This window comes from Nocardia salmonicida NBRC 13393, assembly GCF_001613085.1.
Lineage (GTDB): Bacteria > Actinomycetota > Actinomycetes > Mycobacteriales > Mycobacteriaceae > Nocardia > Nocardia salmonicida.
The window spans coordinates 175,191-194,607 of the sequence record NZ_BDBR01000010.1 but is presented as its reverse complement, the minus strand read 5'-3'; the positions used below and the strand labels follow the sequence as shown (position 1 = coordinate 194,607).

22 protein-coding genes are annotated in these 19,417 nt (G+C 67.0%); 15 read left to right on the top strand and 7 right to left on the bottom strand.

All coding sequences use genetic code 11. From position 1 onward, the window contains the following. Positions 1-82: 82 nt before the first annotated feature. Together NS1_RS12460 and NS1_RS12455 are read left to right on the top strand one after the other, a co-directional pair. A complete protein-coding gene (locus NS1_RS12460) occupies positions 83-862 on the top strand; it encodes a purine-nucleoside phosphorylase (RefSeq protein ID WP_056818081.1) in 780 nt (259 codons plus the stop codon). Further along, entirely contained in the window at positions 863-2,371 is a 1,509-nt protein-coding gene (locus tag NS1_RS12455; RefSeq protein WP_062984329.1) for a phospho-sugar mutase, read from the top strand. Position 2,372: 1 nt separating this feature from the next. Here NS1_RS12455 and upp read toward each other — a convergent pair whose 3' ends face one another. Continuing rightward, positions 2,373-2,996, bottom strand: coding sequence for a uracil phosphoribosyltransferase (gene upp, locus NS1_RS12450; RefSeq protein WP_056818087.1), 624 nt, complete (start codon positions 2,994-2,996; stop codon positions 2,373-2,375). A gap of 146 nt (positions 2,997-3,142) precedes the next feature. On the opposite strand from upp, the gene NS1_RS12445 reads away from it, so the two are divergent. The 5 genes from NS1_RS12445 to NS1_RS12425 are packed head-to-tail and all read left to right on the top strand — an operon-like array spanning position 3,143 to position 6,585. After that, a complete protein-coding gene (locus NS1_RS12445) occupies positions 3,143-3,472 on the top strand; it encodes a hypothetical protein (RefSeq protein WP_056818089.1) in 330 nt (109 codons plus the stop codon). Next, a complete protein-coding gene (locus NS1_RS12440) occupies positions 3,469-4,620 on the top strand; it encodes a C40 family peptidase (protein ID WP_062984327.1) in 1,152 nt (383 codons plus the stop codon). The genes NS1_RS12445 and NS1_RS12440 overlap by 4 nt, the downstream gene beginning before the upstream one ends. Beyond that, positions 4,617-4,970 carry a hypothetical protein gene (locus NS1_RS12435; RefSeq protein WP_056818092.1) on the top strand — a complete coding sequence of 118 codons (354 nt, stop codon included), beginning with the start codon at positions 4,617-4,619 and terminating at the stop codon, positions 4,968-4,970. The genes NS1_RS12440 and NS1_RS12435 overlap by 4 nt, the downstream gene beginning before the upstream one ends. Continuing rightward, a complete protein-coding gene (locus NS1_RS12430) occupies positions 4,967-5,326 on the top strand; it encodes a YbaB/EbfC family nucleoid-associated protein (RefSeq protein WP_056818094.1) in 360 nt (119 codons plus the stop codon). The genes NS1_RS12435 and NS1_RS12430 overlap by 4 nt, the downstream gene beginning before the upstream one ends. Before the next feature lie 14 nt (positions 5,327-5,340). Next, positions 5,341-6,585 (top strand): SatS C-terminal domain-containing protein, encoded by a 1,245-nt coding sequence (locus NS1_RS12425; protein WP_062984325.1) that lies wholly within the window; start codon positions 5,341-5,343, stop codon positions 6,583-6,585. Positions 6,586-6,635: 50 nt separating this feature from the next. On the opposite strand, the gene NS1_RS12420 is transcribed toward NS1_RS12425, so the two are convergent. The 3 genes from NS1_RS12420 to NS1_RS12410 all read right to left on the bottom strand — a co-directional run bounded on the left by NS1_RS12420 (position 6,636) and on the right by NS1_RS12410 (position 9,577). Next, a complete protein-coding gene (locus NS1_RS12420) occupies positions 6,636-7,733 on the bottom strand; it encodes an adenosine deaminase (RefSeq protein ID WP_056818098.1) in 1,098 nt (365 codons plus the stop codon). 128 nt (positions 7,734-7,861) lie between these two features. Beyond that, entirely contained in the window at positions 7,862-9,148 is a 1,287-nt protein-coding gene (locus NS1_RS12415; RefSeq protein WP_062984323.1) for a thymidine phosphorylase, read from the bottom strand. 27 nt (positions 9,149-9,175) lie between these two features. Next, complete coding sequence (locus tag NS1_RS12410; RefSeq protein ID WP_062984505.1) at positions 9,176-9,577, bottom strand: cytidine deaminase; 402 nt, start codon at positions 9,575-9,577, stop codon at positions 9,176-9,178. A gap of 290 nt (positions 9,578-9,867) precedes the next feature. Between NS1_RS12410 and sdhC the strand changes: the two genes are divergently transcribed. The 5 genes from sdhC (at position 9,868) to NS1_RS12385 (ending at position 13,914) form a co-directional block, all read left to right on the top strand. Then, entirely contained in the window at positions 9,868-10,272 is a 405-nt protein-coding gene (gene sdhC / locus NS1_RS12405; RefSeq protein ID WP_056818101.1) for a succinate dehydrogenase, cytochrome b556 subunit, read from the top strand. A gap of 1 nt (position 10,273) precedes the next feature. Then, complete coding sequence (locus tag NS1_RS12400; RefSeq protein WP_062984321.1) at positions 10,274-10,708, top strand: succinate dehydrogenase hydrophobic membrane anchor subunit; 435 nt, start codon at positions 10,274-10,276, stop codon at positions 10,706-10,708. Positions 10,709-10,742: 34 nt separating this feature from the next. Further along, positions 10,743-12,494 carry a succinate dehydrogenase flavoprotein subunit gene (gene sdhA / locus NS1_RS12395; protein ID WP_056819186.1) on the top strand — a complete coding sequence of 584 codons (1,752 nt, stop codon included), beginning with the start codon at positions 10,743-10,745 and terminating at the stop codon, positions 12,492-12,494. Continuing rightward, positions 12,494-13,264 (top strand): succinate dehydrogenase iron-sulfur subunit, encoded by a 771-nt coding sequence (locus NS1_RS12390; RefSeq protein ID WP_056818106.1) that lies wholly within the window; start codon positions 12,494-12,496, stop codon positions 13,262-13,264. The genes sdhA and NS1_RS12390 overlap by 1 nt, the downstream gene beginning before the upstream one ends. A 140-nt stretch (positions 13,265-13,404) precedes the next feature. Then, positions 13,405-13,914, top strand: coding sequence for a DoxX family protein (locus NS1_RS12385; protein WP_084503673.1), 510 nt, complete (start codon positions 13,405-13,407; stop codon positions 13,912-13,914). A gap of 80 nt (positions 13,915-13,994) precedes the next feature. Here the strand turns inward: NS1_RS12385 and NS1_RS12380 are convergent, their stop codons facing one another. Continuing rightward, a complete protein-coding gene (locus NS1_RS12380; protein WP_062984319.1) occupies positions 13,995-14,885 on the bottom strand; it encodes a fructosamine kinase family protein in 891 nt (296 codons plus the stop codon). A 202-nt stretch (positions 14,886-15,087) separates the two neighbouring features. Between NS1_RS12380 and NS1_RS12375 the strand changes: the two genes are divergently transcribed. Both NS1_RS12375 and NS1_RS12370 read left to right on the top strand, forming a co-directional pair. After that, the gene (locus tag NS1_RS12375; RefSeq protein WP_062984317.1) at positions 15,088-16,317 is read left to right on the top strand and encodes a cytochrome P450; all 1,230 of its coding nucleotides are present in this window, start codon (positions 15,088-15,090) and stop codon (positions 16,315-16,317) included. Positions 16,318-16,345: 28 nt separating this feature from the next. After that, positions 16,346-17,062 carry a TetR/AcrR family transcriptional regulator gene (locus tag NS1_RS12370; protein ID WP_062984315.1) on the top strand — a complete coding sequence of 239 codons (717 nt, stop codon included), beginning with the start codon at positions 16,346-16,348 and terminating at the stop codon, positions 17,060-17,062. Between the two features lie 16 nt (positions 17,063-17,078). Here the strand turns inward: NS1_RS12370 and NS1_RS12365 are convergent, their stop codons facing one another. After that, positions 17,079-17,750: a JAB domain-containing protein gene (locus NS1_RS12365; RefSeq protein WP_062984313.1), complete on the bottom strand. Its 672-nt coding sequence runs from the start codon at positions 17,748-17,750 to the stop codon at positions 17,079-17,081. A gap of 113 nt (positions 17,751-17,863) precedes the next feature. Beyond that, complete coding sequence (locus tag NS1_RS41605; protein ID WP_062984311.1) at positions 17,864-18,130, bottom strand: type II toxin-antitoxin system VapB family antitoxin; 267 nt, start codon at positions 18,128-18,130, stop codon at positions 17,864-17,866. A 246-nt stretch (positions 18,131-18,376) separates the two neighbouring features. Here NS1_RS41605 and NS1_RS12355 point away from each other — a divergent pair, with 246 nt between their 5' ends. Beyond that, entirely contained in the window at positions 18,377-19,273 is an 897-nt protein-coding gene (locus NS1_RS12355) for a phenylalanine 4-monooxygenase (RefSeq protein WP_062984309.1), read from the top strand. The last annotated feature ends 144 nt before the right edge of the window (positions 19,274-19,417 follow it).

Here is a 19,417-nt window from a genome sequence, read left to right as displayed (position 1 = left end):
TACGACACGTGGGGACCGCACCGTGGCGCCGCTGCCGCTCGGGCCGGGGACACCCGCCGCCCACGCGGCTTAGACTCCCTTCATGACTGCCGAACAGGCCGCTGCGGCGATTGCCGAACGTACGGGGGTGCCGCGTCATCGCGTGGCCGTGGTGCTGGGATCGGGGTGGCAGGAGGCAGCAGCCGAAATCGGCGCGCCGCATGCCTCGATCCCGATGACGGAGCTGCCCGGCTTCGGCAAACCCAGTGCGCAAGGGCACGGGGGCATGGTGCATTCGGTCACCGTGAACGACAACAACGTGCTGCTGCTGATGGGGCGTCAGCACCTGTACGAGGGCTATACGCCCCAGCAGGTGGTGCATCCGGTGACCGCGGCGATCGCGGCGGGCGCCGAGATCGTGCTGCTCACCAATGCCGCGGGCGGGCTCAGGGCCGGGCTGCAGGTGGGTGAGCCGGTGCTGATCGCCGATCACATCAACCTCACCGCGCGCACCCCGTTGGTCGGTGCGCGATTCGTCGACCTGGTCGACGCCTGGGACCCCGAATTGCGGGCGCTGACAAGGGAAATCGACCCCAGCCTGACCGAAGGCGTGTACGCCGGGCTCATCGGTCCGCAGTACGAGACGCCTGCCGAGATCCGCATGCTCGCGACCATCGGCGCCGATCTGGTCGGCATGTCGACGGTGCTGGAGGCGATCGAGGCGCGTTCGCTCGGCGCGAAGGTACTCGGCATCTCGCTGGTCACCAATCTGGCCGCGGGCGTTACCGGGGAACATCTTTCGCACGCGGAGGTGCTGGCCGAAGGTCAGGCCGCGGCGCCCCGGTTGGGCAAGCTGCTGCGCGGCATTCTGGAGCGCGTGTAGATGCTGCGTTTCGGGACCGCAGGCCTGCGTGGACCGTTGCGCGAGGGCCCGGACGGCATGAATGTGACGACGGTGTCGCGGGCCACGGCCGGGCTGGCCGACTGGCTGCGCGAGCGGTGCCTCGGCGGCGGGGCCGTGGTGGTGGGACGGGACGCGCGGCACGGGTCGGCCGAGTTCGCCACGGCGACCGCTGAGATCTTCACCGCCGCGGGCTTTCCCGTGACAGTGCTGCCGGATCCGGTGCCGACTCCGGTGGTGGCGTTCGCGGTGCGCGAGCTGGGTGCGGTGGCGGGAGTGCAGATCACCGCCTCGCACAATCCGCCCGCCGACAACGGTTACAAGGTGTATCTCGACGGCGGGTCGCAGTTGATCGCGCCCGCCGACAGCGAGATCGAGAAGCACATCGAGGCGGTTGTCGAACCGATTGCGCGGGAAACTGTTTCGGTTTCCGGTGCGGACCTGATCGATCGCTATCTCGAGCGCGTCGCGGAACTGCCCGCCCTGCTGGGCGGTCCCGGCGAGCGGGCGGGTGTGCGGATCGCGCTCACCGCGCTGCACGGTGTCGGCGGCGAGCTCGCGGTGCGCGCGCTGGCCGCGGCGGGGTTCACCGACGTGCATGTGGTCGAGGAACAGTTCGCCCCCGATCCCGACTTCCCCACCGTCGCCTTCCCCAATCCGGAAGAGCCGGGCGCCGCCGATCTGTTGCTCGCGCTGGCCGAGCGGATCGAGGCCGACGTGGCGATCGCGCTCGATCCCGATGCCGATCGCTGTGCGCTCGGCGTGCCCGGCCCGAACGGTTGGCACATGTTGCGCGGTGACGAAACCGGCGTGCTGCTGGCCGATTACGTGCTGCGCACGCGTCCCACCGACCCGCTCGTCGCCACGACCATCGTGTCCTCGCGCCTGCTGTCGAAGCTGGCCGCCGCGCGTTCGGCTCGCTACGCCGAGACCCTCACCGGCTTCAAATGGCTGGCCAGGGCGGGCGACGGACTCGTCTACGCCTACGAGGAAGCCATCGGACACTGCGTCGACCCCTCGAAGGTCCGTGACAAGGACGGCATCTCGGCCGCGGTGGCCGCCGCCGACCTCGTCGCCCTGTTGAAAGCTCAGGACAAGACGCTGCAGGGCGAACTCGACTCCTACGCCGCAGAATTCGGCCTGCACGCGGGCGGCCAGGTCTCGCTGCGCCTCCCCGACCAGGCCGCCGCGACCGTGCTGGTCGCCGCCCTGCGTGCGAATCCACCCAGCGAAATAGCGGGCACCCCGGTGAAATTCACCGACCAGGCGCAGGTCCGCGGCCGATTGCGCACCGACGCGCTGATCTTCGACGCCGACGACTTCCGCATCGTCGTCCGCCCGTCGGGCACCGAACCCAAACTCAAGTGCTACCTGGAAGTCTTCGCCCCGGTGGCCGACCGAGACGATCTGAAAGACACGAAACAGCTCGCTGCCCAGCGTCTTTCCCAGCTCACCACGTTTTGCCGGTCGCTGGCAGACAGCGAGGAATAGTTCAGCGTGGGCCGAACTGGCGGTCGCCCGCGTCGCCGAGGCCGGGGACGATGTAGGCGTTCTCGTTCAGTTTCTCGTCGACGGCGGCGGTGACCAGGCGGACCGGCAGGCCCGAGGCCGCCAGGGCGGCAACGCCTTCGGGGGCCGAGACGACGCAGACGGCGGTGATGTCGGTGGCGCCGCGGGCGACGAGGAGTTCGATGGTGTGGCGCATCGAACCGCCGGTGGCCAGCATCGGGTCCAGGACGAAGACGGGCAGGCCGGTGAGGTCGGCGGGCAGCGATTCGAGGTAGGGCACCGGCTCATGGGTCTGCTCGTCGCGGGCGATGCCGACGAAACCGACGCGGGCTTGGGGGACGAGTTCGGCTGCGGCGTAGACCATGCCGAGCCCGGCCCGCAGCACCGGCACCAGCAACGGCGGCGACGCCAATCGGACGCCGTCGGTGACCGCGACCGGCGTGTCGATCGGCTCGCGCACCACCGGCGCGTCGCGCAGCGCCTCGTACATGAGGATGCCGGTGAGATCGGCCAGAGCATTGCGGAAGGTGGCGTTGTCGGTACGGGCGTCCCGCATGGTGCTGAGCAGGGTTGCGGCGAGCGGATGGTCGACGGTGTCGGTGCGCATGAAAAGACGATAGGGTCGCTTGGCGCTTCGCGCCTACGACCGCTGGGGAATATTTTCGCGGTCGAGGGAACCGAATGCGGAGTCGGTGCGTCCAAGATACTGAGTGACGTACTCTGCCCGGGAACTCGAGGATTGGGGGAAGTTCGATGACGAAAATGTCAGCCGATGCCGAGGGCATCGTCGCGTACAGCGCGGCTGCTGAGGTGATGGCCACGGAACTGGCCACCGCGGCGGCTGGTTCGGTTGCCTCCGACCCCACTCTGCTCGGCCCCATCATGGGTCTCATCGGCGGAGATTTCACCGCCGCCTACTCTGCCGCGCACGCCGGCCACGTGGCGGCGATCGCCCAGCTGTCCGCTGTCATGGGGAGCATGGGGCTGGCCACCGCCAGCGCCGCGACAACTCTGGTCGAGACCGACCTGAACAACGCGGCCGGGATCACCGCCACCGCCGGCGAACTCGGTACCGACGCATGATCGACCTCACCGGGCTGGCTCAGCCCCTCCTCGATCTGCTGTCGAGCTTCGGCACCGGCGTGGTCGGCACCGGCGGCGCCTCCGACGGCTTGCGCTCGACCTCGACCAACCTCGACCAGATCTATCAACAGGGTCGCTACAGCATCAACAACGTGAACACGGCGTGGGACGGCCAGGCCGTCGACGCGGCCACGTCCAAGGCGCTACGCGTGCAGACGTCCTCTGCCACGCTGAGCGACAACGGCACCGAGATGGCGACCGTCGTCGACCAGGCGGCCGCCTATGTGGAGACCGGGCAGAAGGAGCTCGACGGGATCGTCAACTCGTTCCTGTCCCAGGTGTCCGCGCTCAGCCCCACCCTCGGCACACCCGCCGGTCTGACCGCCGTGGTGAGCTCGGCGATCGACCACATCGGTCAGGGCATGGGCGTCGTCGGCCGGGTGCAGGACGAAATGAGCACCCAGACCGCCGCGATCCAGGAACTCACCCCCGCACCGTCGAGCACGACGCTGGCGAACGTCTCGTCCGGCGCGAGCAACCTCGTGTCCTCGGCGTCGAGTTCCGGTCTGCTCTCGACCGCGGCGAGCACCGGCAGCACGGTGCTCAGCGCCATGGGATCGGGTCTGTCGACGGCGATGGGCGGCAGCAACAGCAGCACCTCGAAGTCGACCACCACCGGCGGCACGGGCGCGGGCACGGGGACGGGCGGATCGACGGGGTCGTCGGCCGGTTCGTCGACCGGATCGGGCACGGGCGTCAAGATCACCCTGCCCGACGGCAGCACGGTCGAGGCACCCAACGAGGAGGCCGCCACCGCGGTCCGCTCGGCCATCGGCGCCGTCGGCACCCCGTACGTCTGGGGCGGCAACGACCCGCAATCGGGCATCGACTGCAGCGGGCTCACCCAGTACGCCTACGGCGAAGCCGGGGTGGAACTTCCCCGCCTCGCGCAGCAACAGCACATCGGACATCCTCAGGTATCCCCCGGTGACCTGATGCCGGGCGATCTGGCCGTGTGGGACGGCCATGTCGCCATGGTCGTCGGCAACGGGCAGCTCGTCGAGGCGGGCGATCCGGTTTCGATCAGTTCCATCCGAACGGAGAACAGTGGCATGGAGTTCTACGGCTTCTACAGGCCCACCGAATGAGCGGCACGCCGATCCCCGAGGTGCCCAATGTGGAGTCCGCGGTCAGCACCAACCGGTCGGGCACGATCTCGGTCCGTGCGACCAGCATGGGTCTGCCGATCGCGATCAAGTTCGAGCGCAGCGAATACCAGTTCGGCGCCCAGGCGCTGGCCGACGAGATCCTGCGCCTGACCCGGCGCTCGACGATCGCCGCCGCCGCCCGCCTTCGCGAGGTCTACAGCGAGCAGGCGCAGATTCCCGATGAACTGCTCGACAAGATGAACCTGCCCACCCGGCGTCAGGCGGTCGACGAGCTCGATCGCATCGACGACGCCGACACCGGTCAGACGAGTTGGATGAGGCCACTGTGAGTGCGGAAATGGACGCCCTGGTCGCGGGCGTCACCGGAAAGCTCGAGGCGCTCGAAGCGGCGCTGTACGGGTTGAAGCAGGTCAACGGGCGTTTCACCACCGAGGACGGGCTGGTCACCGCCGAGGTGAACAGCGAGGGCGCCCTCGTCGCCCTGACACTGGACGAAGGCATCACCACGCTGGCGCCCACCGAGGCCGCCGCGCTCATCCTGGCCGCCTGCAAACAGGCCACCGAGACCGCCGGCGAGGCGCGTTCCAACATCATTGCGACACTGAACGAATCGCTCACCGGACCGAGTGCACAGCCCGACGGGCAATTAGCACCCGGGCCGGATAGTGCCCGGCGCTCGAGCTAGCTAGGCTTCGCGTCATGGCTTCTGGAGACATCGTCCCGATCGAGCTCGGTCTGACCGATGGCGATCTCGTCACCCTGTGGGCACCGCGCTGGCGCGACGGTGACGACGAGTGGGAGGCGTTCCTCGGTCACGAGGACGACCTCTACGGATTCGAGTCCGTTGCGGAGCTGGCGGCATTCATCCGCACCAACTCCGACAACGACCTCGTCGACCACCCGTCCTGGGCGGTCATCGTCGGTCTTTCGGCCGCTGAGCTGGAGCCGGAGGAGAACTTCAGCTTCGATCTGGTCTCCGTGCCGGAACTGGCCGCGGGCGAGCCGGACGTCGATGTCATCGGCGAGCTCGAGGACACCCTGGCGATGGTGCGCAATATCGCCGAGGTGTGCGAGCTCGACGTGGTGACCAAGTTCTTCGGCAACAACCCGGTGCTCGGCGCATTGGCCAGCGGGGCGAGCACGTTCGTCGGCCGCGACGGCGAAGAGCTGTGGGACCAGGTCGGCGCCGCGATCGTCAAGGGCTGGGACGACGTGCTCGACGCGATCGACGGCGTCGTGACCACCCCCGAGGTCGACTCGGCCGCGGTCGCCGTCGCCGAGGCGGAGCTGCTGGCGGCCGAGGAGAACGAGGTCGACGCCGACGATGTCGCCGAGGAGGAGGAAGAGTTCGAGAACGTCGACCTCACCGCCACCGACGACGACGAAGAGGAAGAGGATTCCTTCTGGGACGAGGTCGGCATCGACCCCGTCAAGATCGTCACCTCCGACGGCGAGCAGTTCACCCTGCGTTGCTACCTCGACGACGAGCCGATCTTCCTCGGTGACGGCCGCAGCATCACCGTCTTCGGTTCCGAGCGCGCACTGGCCCGCTACCTGGCCGACGATCACGAGCACGAGCTGGCCCGGGTGTCGACCTTCGCCGAGGTGCAGACGGCGGCGGTGGACGGTTCGCTCGAGGTCGAGGTGACCGACGAGAACGTCTACGTGCTCACCGGTCTGGTCGACGATCTGGCCGAGGGGCCGGAGGCGGTCGATATCGAACAGCTCGATCTCGCGGTCGAACTGTTCAGCGACGCCGCCGACTACGCCGATGACGACAGCGTGGAAACCGCTCTCGCGCAGTCGAATCCGCTCGGCTGGTACGTCTCGTACCTGCTCAACCCGGATCCGAACCGGATGGCGCCGAACCCGCCGTACGCGTCGGAGGCCCAGCAGTTCCGCGACTTGCAGCGTACGTTCGAAGCGCGACTCGTCAGCGAATAGTTCTCGACAGATCAGGGGTGGCGCCGATGCGGTGCCACCCCTGATTCATGTCAACCGAGCAATACCGCGTAACCCGGCTTGATCACTTCGTCGATGATCTTCAGCCGGTCCGGGAACGGGATGAAGGCCGACTTCATGGCGTTGATGGTGAAGCGTTCCAGGTCGCTCCAGCCGTAGCCGAAGGTGTCGACCAGCTTGCGCATCTCCTCGCTCATGGAAGTGTCGCTCATCAGCCGGTTGTCGGTATTGACGGTGACCCGGAAGCGCAGGCGGGCGAGCAGGTCGAACGGATGCTTGTCCAGCGAGGGCACCGCGCCGGTCTGCACATTCGACGAGGGACACAGTTCCAGCGGCACCCGCATATCGCGCACATAGTTCGCGACCAGGCCGAGCTGCGCGTCCTCGATATCGCCGGGGACGCTGATGTCGTCGGTGATCCGCACTCCGTGGCCGAGCCGATCACAGCCGCAGAACGCCAGCGCCTCGTGAATCGACGGCAAGCCGAACGCCTCACCCGCGTGAATCGTGAAGTGCGCGTGATTGGCTCGCAGATACTCGAACGCGTCCAGATGCCGGGTGGGCGGGAATCCCGCCTCGGCGCCCGCGATATCGAAACCGCCGACGCCGCTGTCGCGGAACCGGACGGTGAGCTCCGCGATCTCGCGCGACCTGGCCGCGTGCCGCATCGCCGTGAGCAGACACGTCACCCGAATGGCATTGCCTTGCTCGGCCGCGATCGCCTCGCCCTCCCGGAATCCCGCGAGCGTGTGTTCGACGACCTCGTCGAGCGTGAGGCCCTTCTCCAGATGCTGCTCGGGCGCGAACCGCACCTCCGCGTAGACGACCCCGTCGGCCGCGAGGTCTATGGCGCACTCCCGCGCCACCCGACGCAGCCCCTCGGGGGTCTGCATCACCGCGACCGTGTGCGCGAACGTCTCCAGATACCGCTCCAGCGACCCACTGTCGGCGGCGTCGCGGAACCACGCCCCCAGACTCTCGGCATCGGCAGCGGGTAATTCGTCATAGCCGCAGTCCGCGGCCAGCTCTAGCACCGTCGAGGGCCGCAGACCACCGTCGAGGTGATCGTGCAGCAAGGCCTTCGGTGCGCGTCGGATCGAAGCTAGGTCAAGGGGCGCCGGTCCAGTCATGTATAGACGGTAGCGGCCCGCGCCGATCCCGGCAGCGAAGTCCCCACGTGGCAACCGTCTCGTTGATTATCCGTCCCGCAAAGGACTATTGCGGGCCATCCGGCGTGCGCGAACCCCGAGGCTCGCACTCACTCGATCCGCCCGAGCACCAACTCCCCCGGCTTACCGTCGGGCGCGGAATCGATCGTCACCGCGTCGGCGAGAGCAGCCGAAGCCCCGGCGAACGCCTCCGGCGTATCGGTGTGCAGCGTCAGCAACGGCTGCCCCGCCACCACCGAATCCCCCGGTTTGGCATGCATCTCGATGCCGGCTCCCGCCTGCACCTTCTCCCCTTGTCGAGCACGCCCCGCGCCGAGCCGCCACGCGGCGACCCCCACCCCCATCGCGTCGAGCCGAGTCAGTACCCCGCTCGATTCCGCCCGCACGATCTCGCTGTGCCGCGCGACCGGCAGTGCGGCATCGGGGTCCCCGCCCTGCGCCTGAATCATCGCGCGCCAGTGATCCATCGCCCGACCGTCAGCGAGAACATCGGCGGGATCGATCCGCAGCCCCGCCTGCGCGACCATCTCCCGCGCCAGCGTCAACGTCAGCTCGACCACATCCGCAGGCCCCCCACCAGCGAGAACTTCGACCGACTCGGCCACTTCCAGCGCATTGCCCGCGGTGCGCCCGAGCGGTGTATCCATCGCGGTGAGCAGCGCGACGGTCTGCACACCCGCGTCGCGCCCGAGCTCGACCATCGCGGTGGCGAGTTCACGAGCGCCGTCGAGCGTCTTGAGGAAGGCGCCCGAGCCGACCTTCACATCCAGCACCAGCGCCGCCGTCCCCTCGGCGATCTTCTTGCTCATGATCGAACTCGCGATCAACGGAATCGACTCGACCGTCCCGGTCACATCCCGCAGCGCGTAGAGGCGCTTGTCGGCGGGGGCGAGATCGGCGCCCGCGGCGCAGATCACCGCGCCGATCGCCGGGTCGGTCAGGATCTCGCGCATCCGGGGTACCGTCACGTCGGCCTGCCAGCCGCGGATCGCCTCGAGTTTGTCCAGCGTCCCGCCGGTGTGCCCGAGCCCACGCCCCGACAACTGCGGCACCGCCGCCCCGCACGCGGCCACCAGCGGAGCCAACGGGAGGGTGATCTTGTCGCCGACCCCACCGGTCGAATGCTTGTCGACGGTCGGTCGCGGCAGATCGGTGAAGTCCATCCGGGTACCCGACCCGATCATCGCCGCCGTCCACCGCGCGGTCTCGCGCCGGGTCATTCCCCGCCACACGATCGCCATGGCCAGCGCCGACATCTGCTCGTCGGCCACGATCCCCCGGGTGAACGCGTCCACCACCCAGTCGATCTGTGCGTCGGACAGCTCTGCGCCGTCGCGCTTGGTCGTAATGACTGAAACCGCATCCAGTGCCGTCATGCTGCCAAGTCTGGCACTGCGATCCGACTACCGCTGTCCGGCTGCCAGGTCGTCGGGTCCGAATGCGTAGGGCAGCAGCTCCGACAGCGGCTTCGGGCCGTCGGCGTGATCGACCAGCAACTCGCCCCCGCCGTGTTCGAACAGCAGCTGGCGACAGCGCCCGCACGGCATCAGGATTTCGCCGCGGGAATCGGTCACGGAGACGGCGATGAGACGCCCGCCACCCGACACGAATAAGTTACCGACGAGTACACATTCGGCACACAGGGTTAGCCCATATGAGACATTTTCCACATTGCATCCGCTCACAATTCGGCCATCCGCGCTGAGAGCAGCGGCGCCGACCGGGAAACGCGAGTACGGGGCATACGCCGACCCCATAGCGCGAATTGCCATGTCATGCAACGTATTCCAGTCGATTTCGGGCATCGAAAACCTCCAGCGGATCCCGCCGAACACAGGGAAACCGGGGCCGAAACACCAGTATTCGGCATTGGGAAAGGTAAACCTAACTCGCCTGTTTTACGCGCAACGCACGGCACGCCGAATTAGTTCCGCGAAACAGAGGGGATTAGAGTTCAGCGAAGATCGGTTCAGGTTCCCGGCGGCGGGCGAGCGCTCGAGAATACAGCGCAGCCACCTGGGCATTTGCCTCTCCACGCATGCCGGCGTCGGATCTGTGACCGGGTCCATCAACGACGTTGGAGGCACCGCACTCTATGACCACGATAGAAGCTCCGGCTCCGGCCCAGCCGAAGCGGAAGACGCTGTACCGCGGCGACCCCGGCATGTGGTCCTGGGCGCTGCACCGGATCACCGGTGTCACGCTGTTCTTCTTCCTCTTCGTGCACGTGCTGGACACGGCATTGGTCCGGGTCAACCCGGACACCTACGACCACTCGATCGCGATCTACAAGAACCCCGTCGTGGCGTTGATGGAGATGGGTCTCGTCGTCGCCGTCCTGTTCCACGCCCTCAACGGCGTCCGGGTCATCCTGGTCGACTTCTGGTCCCAGGGTCCGCGATTCCAGAAGCAGATGCTGTGGATCGTCCTCGCCATCTGGATTCTGGTCTCCGCCGCCGGCATCGGCCGCCAGTTCTTCTACCTGCTGACGGAGCACTGATATGTCTGCACCTGTCCTCGGCAAGTCCTACGATCGCCCGGCCAGCCTCGACTCCCCGCGCTCGCCGCGTGCCAAGTCGAACGGCAACTTCGAGAAGTACGCATGGCTGTTCATGCGCATCTCGGGCCTGTTCCTGATCGTCCTCGTGCTCGGCCACATGTTCATCATGCTGATGATCGACGGTGGCGTGAACCGGCTGAACTTCGCGTTCGTGGCCGGTCGCTGGTCCAGCCCGTTCTGGCAGTTCTGGGACCTGTCGATGCTGTGGCTGGCTCAGCTGCACGGCGGCAACGGCCTGCGCGTCATCATCGACGACTACTCGCGCAAGGACTCCACCCGGTTCTGGCTCAAGACCATTCTCGCGATTTCGATGGTCCTGGTCGTCGCTGTCGGCACGTACGTCATCTTCACCTTCGACCCCACCATCACAGGTTAGGAACAGGCCACCTCGCATGAGTGAATCCCGTCCGATTCAGGAGCATCGCTACGACGTGGTCATCGTCGGCGCCGGTGGCGCGGGCATGCGCGCGGCGATCGAGGCCGGCCCGCGCGCTCGTACCGCGGTCCTGACCAAGCTGTACCCGACCCGTAGCCACACCGGCGCGGCCCAGGGCGGCATGTGCGCCGCGCTGGCCAACGTCGAAGAAGACAACTGGGAATGGCACACCTTCGACACCGTCAAAGGTGGCGACTACCTCGTCGACCAGGACGCCGCGGAGATCATGGCCAAAGAGGCCATCGACGCGGTCATGGACCTGGAGAAGATGGGCCTGCCGTTCAACCGCACGCCCGAGGGCAAGATCGACCAGCGTCGTTTCGGTGGCCACACCCGTGACCACGGCAAGGCGCCCGTGCGTCGCGCGTGTTATGCCGCCGACCGCACCGGTCACATGATCCTGCAGACGCTTTACCAGAACTGCGTCAAGCACGACGTCGAGTTCTACAACGAGTTCTACGTGCTCGACCTGGTGATGACCGAGTCCGATCGTGGCCCCGTCGCCACCGGCGTCGTCGCCTACGAGCTGTCGACCGGCGAGATCCACATCTTCCACGCGAAGTCGATCGTGTTCGCCACCGGCGGCTCGGGCCGCATGTACAAGACCACCTCGAACGCGCACACGCTGACCGGTGACGGGATGGCGATCGTGTTCCGCAAGGGCCTGCCGCTCGAGGACATGGAGTTCCACCAGTTCCACCCGACAGGCCTCGCCGGCCTCGGCATCCTCATCTCCGAGGCTGTTCGTGGCGAGGGCGGCATCCTGCGCAACGCTTCCGGCGAACGCTTCATGGAGCGCTACGCCCCCACCATCAAGGACCTCGCGCCGCGTGACATCGTCGCCCGCTCGATGGTGCTCGAGGTGGCCGAAGGCCGTGGCGCAGGCCCGAACAAGGATTACGTCTACATCGACGTGACCCACCTCGGCGCCGACGTGCTCGAGGAGAAGCTGCCCGATATCACCGAGTTCGCGCGCACCTACCTCGGCGTCGACCCGGTCTCCGAGCTCGTGCCCGTCATGCCGACCTGCCACTACGTGATGGGCGGTATCCCCACCCGCATCCGTGGCGAGGTGCTGCGCAACAACACCGACGTGGTCCCCGGCCTCTACGCCGCCGGTGAGTGCGCCTGCGTGTCGGTGCACGGCGCGAACCGTCTCGGCACCAACTCGCTGCTCGACATCAACGTGTTCGGCCGTCGCGCCGGCATCGCGGCCGCCGAGTACGCCAACCGCACCGAGTTCGTCGAGATGCCGGAGAACCCGTCGCAGATGGTGATGGACTGGCTCGAGCTGATCCTGTCCGATCACGGCAACGAGCGCGTGGCCGACATCCGCACCGAGCTGCAGGCCACGATGGATGCCAACGCGGGCGTGTTCCGCACCGAGGAAACCCTCAAGAAGGTCCTCACCGACATCCACACGCTCAAGGAGCGCTACACCCGGATCACGGTGCAGGACAAGGGCAAGCGCTACAACAGCGACCTGCTCGAGGCCGTCGAGCTCGGCTTCCTGCTCGAGCTGGCCGAGGTCACCGTCGTCGGCGCGCTCAACCGCAAGGAATCGCGTGGCGGCCACGCCCGCGAGGACTACCCGGACCGCGACGACGTGAACTTCATGCGGCACACGATGGCGTACAAGGAGGGGCCGGAGCTCATCTCCGAGATCCGCCTCGACTTCAAGCCGGTGGTGCAGACCCGCTACGAGCCGATGGAGCGTAAGTACTGATGACTGCTGCAGTCGATACCGCAAAGCAGAAGCCGGCGCCGGTGCCCGAGGGCTCGGTCATGGTCACCGTCAAGGTGGCCCGCTTCAACCCGGAGAACGGCGAGGGCGCCTACTGGGATTCGTTCCAGGTGCCGGTCCTGCCGACCGACCGCTTCCTCAACGTGCTCATCTACATCAAGTCCTACCTGGACGGCACCCTCACCTTCCGGCGCTCCTGCGCCCACGGTGTGTGTGGCTCCGACGCCATGCGGATCAACAATGTGAACCGCCTGGCGTGCAAGGTGCTGATGAAGGACCTGCTGCCCAAGGGCGACAAGACCCTCACCATGACCGTCGAGCCGATCCGCGGCCTGCCCGTGGAGAAGGACCTCGTGGTCGACATGGAGCCGTTCTTCGACGCGTTCCGCGCGGTGAAGCCCTACCTGATGACCTCGGGTAACGAGCCCACCCGCGAACAGATCCAGAGCCAGGCCGACCGGGCCCGCTTCGATGACACCACCAAGTGCATCCTGTGCGCCTGCTGCACCACCTCGTGCCCCGTGTACTGGACCGACGGCAGCTACTTCGGCCCGGCCGCGATCGTGAACGCCCACCGCTTCATCTTCGACAGCCGTGACGAAGGCGCCCGCGAGCGCCTCGACATCCTCAACGACGTCGAAGGTGTCTGGCGCTGCCGCACCACCTTCAACTGCACCGACGCGTGCCCCCGCGGCATCGAGGTCACCAAGGCGATCCAGGAAGTCAAGCGGGCCCTGCTCTTCACCCGCTGATCTTTCCGCTCGGCACAGGCCGTCCACACCGAAAGGTGTGGGCGGCCTTTGTCGTTCGTCGGCACTTGCGGGAATGTCAACAGAGTGGATAGTGTTACTATCCATAGTAGATAGTATCAGTATCCATTCCGGGAGTCCTTATGATCACCCTCGTAGCTCTGATCGGCTCGCTCGTCGTCTTCCGAACGCTCGGAGCCCTCGGCGTGACCCGATTCGCCTCGTGGTCCGTCAGCGCCGCCCACGCACTGGCCGTCATGCTGGTGATGACGGGAACCGCGCACTTCATGCCCGCGAGCGTCACCGTGATGCCGAACTACGCCGACATGGTCGCCATAATCCCGCCCTTCGTCCCGTTCCCCGGCTTCATGGTCCTCGCCAGCGGCGTCCTGGAACTGCTCGCGGCCGTCGGCCTGATCCTCACCCGCACCCGCTGGCTGGCAGGCTGGGCCCTGGTCCCCCTGTTCCTCCTGCTCCTGCCCGCCAACATCTACGCCGCCCTCAACGACATCCCCTTCGCGGGAGAGCCCGCCTCGCCCCTGTGGCAGCGGATCCCGGAACAGGTCCTGTACATCGGGTTCGCGATCTGGGCTACCCGTTCGGCACCTCGCGTCCTGCCCGCAATGCGGCGACAGGAGCCGTCGCCGATCTGAACACCACACCAGCGAAGGCCATCAGCATCGAATGATGTTGGTGGCCTTCGTTCTGACACAACATGTCCCGTTACGACCAGCTAGCGGTAAGGGTAAGCCGCGTCCAGGACGGCGGTTCGGTAGGAGCGGCCGAAGAGGACGGCGTGGGCCAGTAGGAGGTGGAGTTGATGGAGGGGGATGCGGGTTTGCCAGTCGGGGGCCAGGGGGTGGACTTCGTTGTAGGCGGCGATGATTCGGGGGAGGTAGGGGGCGCCGCCGAATAGGGACAGGGTCGACAGGTCTGTTTCGGGGTGGCCTCCGTGGGCGGCGGGGTCGATCAGCCAGGGGGTGCCGGAGGGGCCCCAGAGGATGTTCCCCGGCCAGAGGTCGCCGTGGATTCGGGCAGGGGGCTCGGCGGGCGCTTCGATGTGGATCGATTCGATGGAGCCGGCGTCGGCGGGGTCGAGGGCGCCCGCGTCGACGGCGAGTTTCAGGTACGGCAGGATTCGGCGCTCGCGGTACCAGGTCGGCCAGTCCTGGCCGGGGGTGTTGTCGAGGGGAAGTCCCGCGAGGAAACCGTCGGCGGCAGCGCCGAATTCGGGGGCGCCCGCATCATGGGTGACCGCCAGTCCGGCACCGAACCGTTCGGCGGCGACGGCGCTCGGCTCGGCGTGGTCGATCCACTGCATCAACAACAGTTCGCCGGTCTGGGCATACAGCTCCGGCACCGCGACTCCACCGGCTTCTCGCAACCAACGAAGCCCCCACGCCTCCCCCTCGAAGAGCCCCGGCGGAGCAGGCACGGGCTCGGCGGTCGGGACGGCGGATACCCCGCCCGGCCAGGTCTTGAGAAACAGGTGGGTCCCGTCGTCGAGCACGATCCGCTCGGCGACGCTGATCGACCCACCCGAGACGGGGGTAGTCCGCAGCCGCTGATGAGCGAGAAACGTCGGCAACAGGTGCGGGTTCGCACGCAGAAACGGCAGGTCCACGCCGCCATCTTGCCCAAGCGCGGCCAGTCGTGGTCGGCGAATGGGAGATCCCCGGGCCGCACAGCCCAGTCGGCGTTCGACGTTCTATGTAAACGGGTATTACTAAACGCTGTTCATAAATAAGCTCGGCGTGGTTTCATCTTCTCGAACGTGTTCCACATCACGTCGTGACGTCCGCGCACCGGGCCGAAGGAGATAAGCCGTGACCAGCACAAACATTCCCGCGGGGTTCGATTTCACCGATCCCGACCTGCTCGCGAGTCGATTGCCGATCGAGGAGTTCGCCGAACTGCGGCGCACCGCTCCGGTCTGGTGGTGCGCGCAGCCCGACCGCGCCAGCGGCTTCGACGACGGCGGGTACTGGGTGGTGTCGACGCTGGCCGACATCAAGGAGATCTCGAAGAATCCGGAGGACTTCTCCTCGCACGAGAACACCGCGATCATCCGGTTCAACGAGGAGACCACCCGCGAGCAGATCGACATGCTCGGCAACATGCTGATGCTGAACCTGGACCCGCCGCAGCACACCAAGATCCGGCGGATCGTGTCGAAGGGCTTCACCCCACGCGCGGTGGAGAACCTGCGGGCCGCGCTCACCGAGCGAGCCGAGCGGATCGTGTGGGAGGCCAAGAAGGCCGGTCGCGGCGACTTCGTCGAGCAGATCGCGTGTGAGCTGCCGCTGCAGGCCATCGCCGAGCTGATCGGCGTGCCGCAGGAGGACCGCATGAAGCTGTTCGACTGGACCAATCAGATGATCTCCTACGACGATCCGGAGTTCGAGGGCAACCACCACACCGCGACCGCCGAGGTGATGGGCTACGCCTGGAACATGGCCGAACAGCGCCGTGGCTGTCCGGCGGCCGACATCGTCACCCAGCTGGTGAACGCCGACGTCGACGGCGAGCACCTCGGCTCGGACGAGTTCGCGTTCTTCGTCATCCTGCTCGCGGTCGCGGGCAACGAGACCACCCGCAATTCGATCACCCACGGCATGAAGGCCTTCGTGGACAACCCGGATCAGTGGGAGCTCTACAAGGAGCAGCGTCCGCGCACCGCGCCCGACGAGATCGTGCGGTGGGCGACGCCGGTGACCGCCTTCCAGCGCACCGCCACGCGCGACCTGGAACTCGGCGGGCAGCAGATCAAGAAGGGCCAGCGCATCGGCTTGTTCTACAGCTCGGCCAATTTCGACGAGCAGGCCTTCGTCGACCCGTTCCGGTTCGACATCCTGCGCAACCCCAACCCGCACGTCGGCTTCGGCGGCACCGGCACCCACTACTGCGTCGGCGCGAATCTGGCCCGCCTGGAGATCGACCTGATGTTCAATGCCATTGCCGACGCGATGCCGAACCTGCGCCAGGTCACCGAGCCGGTGCGGCTGCGCAGCGGCTGGCTCAACGGCATCAAGCGCTGGGAGGTCGAATACGCTTGAACCGACGTGTGATCGAGGGGGTGGCCGGGTGACGGGCAAGGCGCGTGGCCGTGCGCCGGTGGTGACCGATGCCGATATCCGGCGGGTCACCCGGGCGCTGCTGTCCGAGCAGGGCGCGGACGCGGTCACCCTGCGGGCGATCGCCCGCGAACTCGGCGTCACCGCGCCCGCGCTGTATCGGCACTATTCGTCACGCGACGAGTTGATCGAGCGGATGCGAGTGGAGTTCTGTGCCGATCTCGCCCAGTTCCTCTCGACCGAGATCGAGCCGCTGCCCGATGACGGCGCGGTGCGGTTCCTTGCCATCTGCCGGGGCTTCCGGCACTGGGCGCTGGCGAATCCGAGGGAATTCACCCTGGTGTTCGCCTCGCCCACCTCGCAACGGTCGATGATGCACCGCTTCGACGAACCCTTCGGCCGGATCTTCCTCGCCGCCGCGGGCGGACTCTTGGCGAACTTCGAGATCGCCACCCCACCGGGCGAGATCATCCCGGCCGCGCTCCGCGACGACCTCGTCGGCTTCCAGACCGACCTGCTCGCCATGCTCTCCGAATCCGGGCAGAAGTTCCCCGCCGAGAAGCTCGACCTCGGCGTGACGTATCTGATGGTGCAGATCTGGGCCCGCCTGTTCGGCCACGTCACCCTCGAGGTGTTCGGCAACTACCCGATCCCCCTGGCCGACCCGGAGATCATGTTCGACGCCATGCTCGCCGACCTCGCCCGCACCACCGGTTTCGCCGGCTGAGAGAACCACCCCTCGGTCACGGGAAAGGTGCGGCGGTGGACCAGATTTCGCCCGCTACAACGAGGTGGTCCAGGTAGCGCAGGCCCACCGTGCGGGCGGCTTGGTGGAGCAGGGTGCTGGCTCGGCGGTCGTCGGGACTGGGAGTCGGGTCGCCGGAGGGGTGGTTGTGCACCAGCGCGAAGGCTCGGCCGTCGTGGCGCAGGACGGTGTTGAGGATTTCGCGGACGGGGACGGCGACGTGGTCGATGGCGCCTTCGGCGACGAAAGCCCGGTGACGTAGGCGGTTTTGGGTGTCGCAGACGAGGACGAGCAGGCGCTCTACGCGGGCGCCCGCGAACAGCGGGATCGCTACGGCCGCGATGTCTTCGGGGGTGGTGAGCTGGGGCAGCGACTCGGTGGGGGTGCGCGAGCGGGTGCCGAGGTGGAAGGCGGCGACGACCGTGGCGGCTTTGGCCGGGCCGATACCGGCGTGGACGGCCAGTTCCTCGGGCCGGGCGGCGGCGAGTTCGGCCAAACCGCCGTAATCGCCGATCAATTGGGCGGCGACTTCCAGTGCGGATCGGCCACGGGTGCCCTGGCCGAGCAGCAGCGCCAGCAGCTCACCGTCGCTGAGCGCGTGTGGGCCGAGCGTGCGCAATCGCTCGCGCGGGCGTTGGGCGACAGGCAAACTCGCGATCGGAACCGACATCGTATCCCCCTGCGGATCGGTGACTGACTCCGATAATCGCAGGGGGTACCGACAGACTCGGGCTACCCCTCGGCCACCACCTCGGTGACGAACCCGAACCTGGACCTGTCCCCCTAGGTCGACTCCGCGAGGAGGACGGAATCCGTGGGCGGATCTGTGCTGAATACCGAATCTGGATCGAGGGTACTGCCCCGGTCGGTGGGCGGATCTGTGCTGAATACCGAATCTGCCATCAAGCGTTCCAAATTCCGTAGCTGACGTTCGTGCACCACGATGCGGCGCAGCGCCTCGTTGACGGTGGCATTGCTGTCGGCGGTGCCCATGATGTCGGCGGCAGCGGCCAGCAGGCGCTGATCGAGATCTATTCGCAGGGTGCGCACGCAACCTCCTCTTCTTCGCTCGCAATTTTGCGCGATGGCCGCTCGGCTCGTCCGCTAATTCACCGCGTCGTTACCGAAACCGCGTGTTCGCAAGTCCGCACAGCTATGCGCGAGGACCGTCAGCAAGCACACAGAAAACACAGTTCACCGCCGGAATCCGACCGCGACGAACCCTGCAACTGTGCAGTTTGCGCAGTTGTCGGCGTGGTTGTTGTCGCGACGGGAATGCGGTGCTTGCCTGGAGTCATGTTCACCGAGGCCCAGCTCTACTCGCCGGTGACGCGCGAGCGTGACGGCGACGTGACAGTGCACCTGAGCGATGACCACCCCGGCGTGCACGACGAGCACTACCGCGCGCGCCGCAACGCCATCGCCGCGCTCGCGCTCGACCATTCCCCCGGCGCCCCCGCACCGCACATCGACTACACCGACGACGAGCAGCGGGTGTGGCGGATCGCGTCGGCGGAGCTGGCCCGCAAACACGAGGTCTACGCCTGCCGTGAGGTGCGGGAGGCAGCGAGCAACCTCGCCCTCCCGCACGATCACATCCCGCAACTCGACGAGGTATCGCGGCTGCTCACCCCCCTCACGGGCTTCCGGTACGTGCCCGCCGCCGGCCTGGTTCCGCTGCGCGAGTTCTTCGGTTCCTTCGCCGAGCGCACCTTCCACTCCACCCAGTACATCCGTCACCACTCCGCCCCGCTCTACACCCCGGAACCCGATGCGATCCACGAGATCATCGGCCACGCCAGCCAGATCGCCAGCCCACGTTTCGCGGCCCTGTACGAGACGGTCGGAGCCGCGGTGGCCCGGTTGGAGACCGACACCGCGCTGAAATTCCTCGCCGATGTCTTCTGGTTCTCGCTCGAGTTCGGCGTGGTCCGCGAGAACGATGAAATCCGTTGCTACGGCGCCGGACTGCTGTCGTCCTACGGCGAGATCGACGAGTTCCGGCACGCGCGCCTGCGGCCGCTCGACGTCGCGGAGATGGGCACCATCGCCTACGACATCACGCACTACCAACCGGTGCTGTACTGCGCGGATTCGGTGGACCAGATAGTCGGCGTGCTCGGCGAATTCTTCGCGACCATGGACGACGAGACACCGGCCAGGCTCGGCCACCCTACCCAGCCGGTGTCCTAGCTACCCTCGAAAACATTGCTACAGAACACAGTTCGACATTTCGTGTTTCTCACTTGTTGGGACCCGACACGCGCGACCGATGCGCGACTGTTACCTTCGACCCGTTCTTCGAGCTTTTTGAAAGGGTCGGGTAGACCGAAAATG

What these genes read in the sequence shown, in the direction of transcription:
- NS1_RS12460 (WP_056818081.1), top strand. Translation starts at nt 83, where the DNA reads ATGACTGCCGAACAGGCCGCTGCGGCGATTGCCGAACGTACGGGGGTG.
- NS1_RS12455 (WP_062984329.1), top strand. Translation starts at nt 863, where the DNA reads ATGCTGCGTTTCGGGACCGCAGGCCTGCGTGGACCGTTGCGCGAGGGC.
- upp (WP_056818087.1), bottom strand. Translation starts at nt 2,996, where the DNA reads ATGCGCACCGACACCGTCGACCATCCGCTCGCCGCAACCCTGCTCAGC.
- NS1_RS12445 (WP_056818089.1), top strand. Translation starts at nt 3,143, where the DNA reads ATGACGAAAATGTCAGCCGATGCCGAGGGCATCGTCGCGTACAGCGCG.
- NS1_RS12440 (WP_062984327.1), top strand. Translation starts at nt 3,469, where the DNA reads ATGATCGACCTCACCGGGCTGGCTCAGCCCCTCCTCGATCTGCTGTCG.
- NS1_RS12435 (WP_056818092.1), top strand. Translation starts at nt 4,617, where the DNA reads ATGAGCGGCACGCCGATCCCCGAGGTGCCCAATGTGGAGTCCGCGGTC.
- NS1_RS12425 (WP_062984325.1), top strand. Translation starts at nt 5,341, where the DNA reads ATGGCTTCTGGAGACATCGTCCCGATCGAGCTCGGTCTGACCGATGGC.
- NS1_RS12420 (WP_056818098.1), bottom strand. Translation starts at nt 7,733, where the DNA reads ATGACTGGACCGGCGCCCCTTGACCTAGCTTCGATCCGACGCGCACCG.
- NS1_RS12415 (WP_062984323.1), bottom strand. Translation starts at nt 9,148, where the DNA reads ATGACGGCACTGGATGCGGTTTCAGTCATTACGACCAAGCGCGACGGC.
- NS1_RS12410 (WP_062984505.1), bottom strand. Translation starts at nt 9,577, where the DNA reads ATGCCCGAAATCGACTGGAATACGTTGCATGACATGGCAATTCGCGCT.
- sdhC (WP_056818101.1), top strand. Translation starts at nt 9,868, where the DNA reads ATGACCACGATAGAAGCTCCGGCTCCGGCCCAGCCGAAGCGGAAGACG.
- NS1_RS12400 (WP_062984321.1), top strand. Translation starts at nt 10,274, where the DNA reads ATGTCTGCACCTGTCCTCGGCAAGTCCTACGATCGCCCGGCCAGCCTC.
- NS1_RS12390 (WP_056818106.1), top strand. Translation starts at nt 12,494, where the DNA reads ATGACTGCTGCAGTCGATACCGCAAAGCAGAAGCCGGCGCCGGTGCCC.
- NS1_RS12385 (WP_084503673.1), top strand. Translation starts at nt 13,405, where the DNA reads ATGATCACCCTCGTAGCTCTGATCGGCTCGCTCGTCGTCTTCCGAACG.
- NS1_RS12365 (WP_062984313.1), bottom strand. Translation starts at nt 17,750, where the DNA reads ATGTCGGTTCCGATCGCGAGTTTGCCTGTCGCCCAACGCCCGCGCGAG.
- NS1_RS12355 (WP_062984309.1), top strand. Translation starts at nt 18,377, where the DNA reads ATGTTCACCGAGGCCCAGCTCTACTCGCCGGTGACGCGCGAGCGTGAC.